This window comes from Candidatus Magnetominusculus xianensis, assembly GCA_001541255.1.
Taxonomy (GTDB): domain Bacteria; phylum Nitrospirota; class Thermodesulfovibrionia; order Thermodesulfovibrionales; family Magnetobacteriaceae; genus Magnetominusculus; species Magnetominusculus xianensis.
The window spans coordinates 1-2,645 of sequence record LNQR01000143.1; the positions used below are offsets into that span (position 1 = coordinate 1).

3 protein-coding genes are annotated in these 2,645 nt (G+C 43.4%); all 3 read right to left on the minus strand.

Going from position 1 to position 2,645, the window contains the following annotated elements:
* Window positions 1-147 precede the first annotated feature (147 nt).
* Window positions 148-1,725, minus strand: coding sequence for an RCC1 domain-containing protein (locus ASN18_RS16700; RefSeq protein ID WP_085053919.1), 1,578 nt, complete (start codon window positions 1,723-1,725; stop codon window positions 148-150).
* Window positions 1,726-1,894: 169 nt separating this feature from the next.
* Window positions 1,895-2,140 (minus strand): type II toxin-antitoxin system RelE/ParE family toxin, encoded by a 246-nt coding sequence (locus ASN18_RS16705; RefSeq protein WP_085053920.1) that lies wholly within the window; start codon window positions 2,138-2,140, stop codon window positions 1,895-1,897.
* Complete coding sequence (locus ASN18_RS16710; RefSeq protein ID WP_236861858.1) at window positions 2,137-2,394, minus strand: AbrB/MazE/SpoVT family DNA-binding domain-containing protein; 258 nt, start codon at window positions 2,392-2,394, stop codon at window positions 2,137-2,139. The genes ASN18_RS16705 and ASN18_RS16710 overlap by 4 nt, the downstream gene beginning before the upstream one ends.
* Window positions 2,395-2,645: the final 251 nt, after the last annotated feature.

Consider the following 2,645-nt stretch of genomic DNA (forward strand, 5'->3'; position numbering starts at 1 on the left):
CCCGCGAAAGCGGGAATCCAGGAAACCATCGATCAGAGCTAAAAGTATAGGCAATCTCAGCTTAATTTTTCAAATGCGTTTGCCCTGATACAAGTATCTAAGAAACTGCCGGTATAAACAAGCCCTTCAACAACTCATGCCACTTGCTTACTTCCATTTTGTCCCAAAGGAGTTCCATTTGCCGCCCGAATAGAAATATACATACCCGTCAGTCCATGCCAAAAGACCAGTGCCATTTGTAAAGAACTGGATATAGTATGTGCCGCTCGTGTCAGTTCCTGTTGTAATCCCTCCTGATTTTGTTCCGAAAAATGAGGTGTATTGACTGTAAAACGCGTTAATCCATGCGGTTGCATTCGTCAAGTCGCTGCTTATTTTCCACGTTGTCCCAAAAGAGTTCCAACTGCTGCCTGTACCGGTAAAGTAATACATATGACCGTCCGAGTACGCTAATATTGCCTTTCCATTGGTAAACCACTGTACATAGTATGTGCCGCTCGTGTCTGTCCCCGTTGTAACACCGCCTGATTTTGTCCCATAGTATGAGGCATCTTGACTAAACATTTGATTGATCATCGCGCTTGCCATATTATGATCACTGCCCCAGGTAGATGTCCCTATCTGTACCGGTGAGAGACTACTAGTAGTAGTGCCGTCTCCTAATTGACCCCAGCTATTGTTACCCCAAGCCCAAAGTGTGCCGTCACTTTTTATCGCCACTGTACTATAACCAACTACAAGTATCGATAACCAAGTTGATGTTCCTATCTGAACAGGTGAGAGCCTATTGGTAGTAGTGCCGTCTCCTAAATAACCACTGCTATTGTTACCCCAAGCCCAGAGTGTACCGTCGCTTTTTATCCCTATAGTATAAGCTACACCTGCATATACGGATGACCAAGTAGAAGTACCTATCTGCACCGGTGAGAGCCTATTGGTAGTAGTGCCGTCTCCTAATTGACCATAATCATTAAGCCCCCAAGCCCAAAGTGTGCCGTCACTTTTTATCCCTACCGTGTGAGAATCACCTCCAGAGATGTATGACCAAGTAGAAGTCCCTATTTGCACCAGTGAGTAATAACTGTGGTTAGTAGTGCCGTCTCCTAATTGACCATAGTTATTAAGCCCCCAAGCCCAAAGTGTGCCATCGCTTTTTATTCCTATCGTATGATAAGTACCTGCAGATACAGATGACCATATAGATGTCCCTATCTGCTTTGGTGAGAGGGAGACAACACTGCCACTGCCGCTTGAGGAAGGATAGAGAAAACCCCACATCCAAAGTGTGCCGTCACTTTTTATCCCTACCGTGTGAGAATAACCTCCCGAGATGGATGACCAAGTGGATGCACCTATTTGCACCGGTGAGTAATAACTGTGGTTAGTGCCGTTTCCTAATTGACCATAATTATTGTAACCCCAAGCCCAAAGTGTGCCGTCGTTTTTTATTCCTATCGTATGATAAGAACCGATAGCAACAGAGACCCAGGCAAATGTCCCTATCTGTACCGGTGAGTACCTATTGGTAGTAGTGCCGTCTCCTAATTGACCCCAGCCATTGTGACCCCAAGCCCAAAGTGTGCCGTCGTTTTTTATGCCAACAGTGTGTATATAACCCATTGCCATTATGCCAACTGCGTTCTTTGCAGACGATAAAGAGCTAAGGCAAAAGACAGTTAATGCTACGATAAAGACTACCCTTTTACTTAATTCCAAAATCATCATAACTCCCCCTTTTGTAAATTAGAATCCAAACATTGACAAGACTAATTGTAGTATGAGGGGTGGGGGTAAAAATATCTAATAAAATGATTTTATAAGTTCATAAAGAATATTTATAAACATGTTTTGTTCTGTCAAAGGGCGGCTGGTGACACGGGTGGTGGGGCTATACCTATTTAGGATGTTTGCAGATAGTAATGACTATGTAAATATCTCCATCGATACAAAAATAAGCCCGATAGTCTTTATTGATCCGAACCTGCCAAATATCTTGGCTTTCATTATATTTTTTAGCCCGCAGAGAAGGATAACGGATGTCTCTTAGCAGAGCTTCCAATTGTTTATCAACCACGGCTTGCAGATTATCCGTTAAAGACTCGTAGTCTTTAAGAGCTTTGGCGGTAAATAAAAGCTTCATGCTTTAGAGAGAGCGGCCTTAAATCCCTTAATACTGTCAAAAGGGCCAAAAATCCGACCTTCTCGGTAGTCCTTCAACCCTTCGGCGATAGAGGCTTCAGCGCTTTCTCTGTCTAACACCACCTTGGGCTTAAAGACGATGGTCTTATCCTGAAACACTACCTCTAAAATATCCCCCTCTTTGATGTTGGCAGCTTCCCGAATTTCCGCTGGGATAGTAACTTGAAATTTATTTTTTACCTTTACCAAAGACATGATGGTTTCTCCTATGTTGTACATAAAGTTAAAAGTTGTAAAGGACAACAGTTATACTTTCATTATAACAGAAAGAATTGAGCCATAAACAGTGGGGATGTCAGGGCAATCGCATCTGAAAATTATGCAGAAATTGCCTATATTTTTAGCTACGACCGATGGTTTCCTGATAGGGGTAGGGAAGGTTTTCGCCTCCCCTCCCTCCGAACCGTACAGGCGGATTTCCCGCATACGGCTCTCCAGTTAGTGGT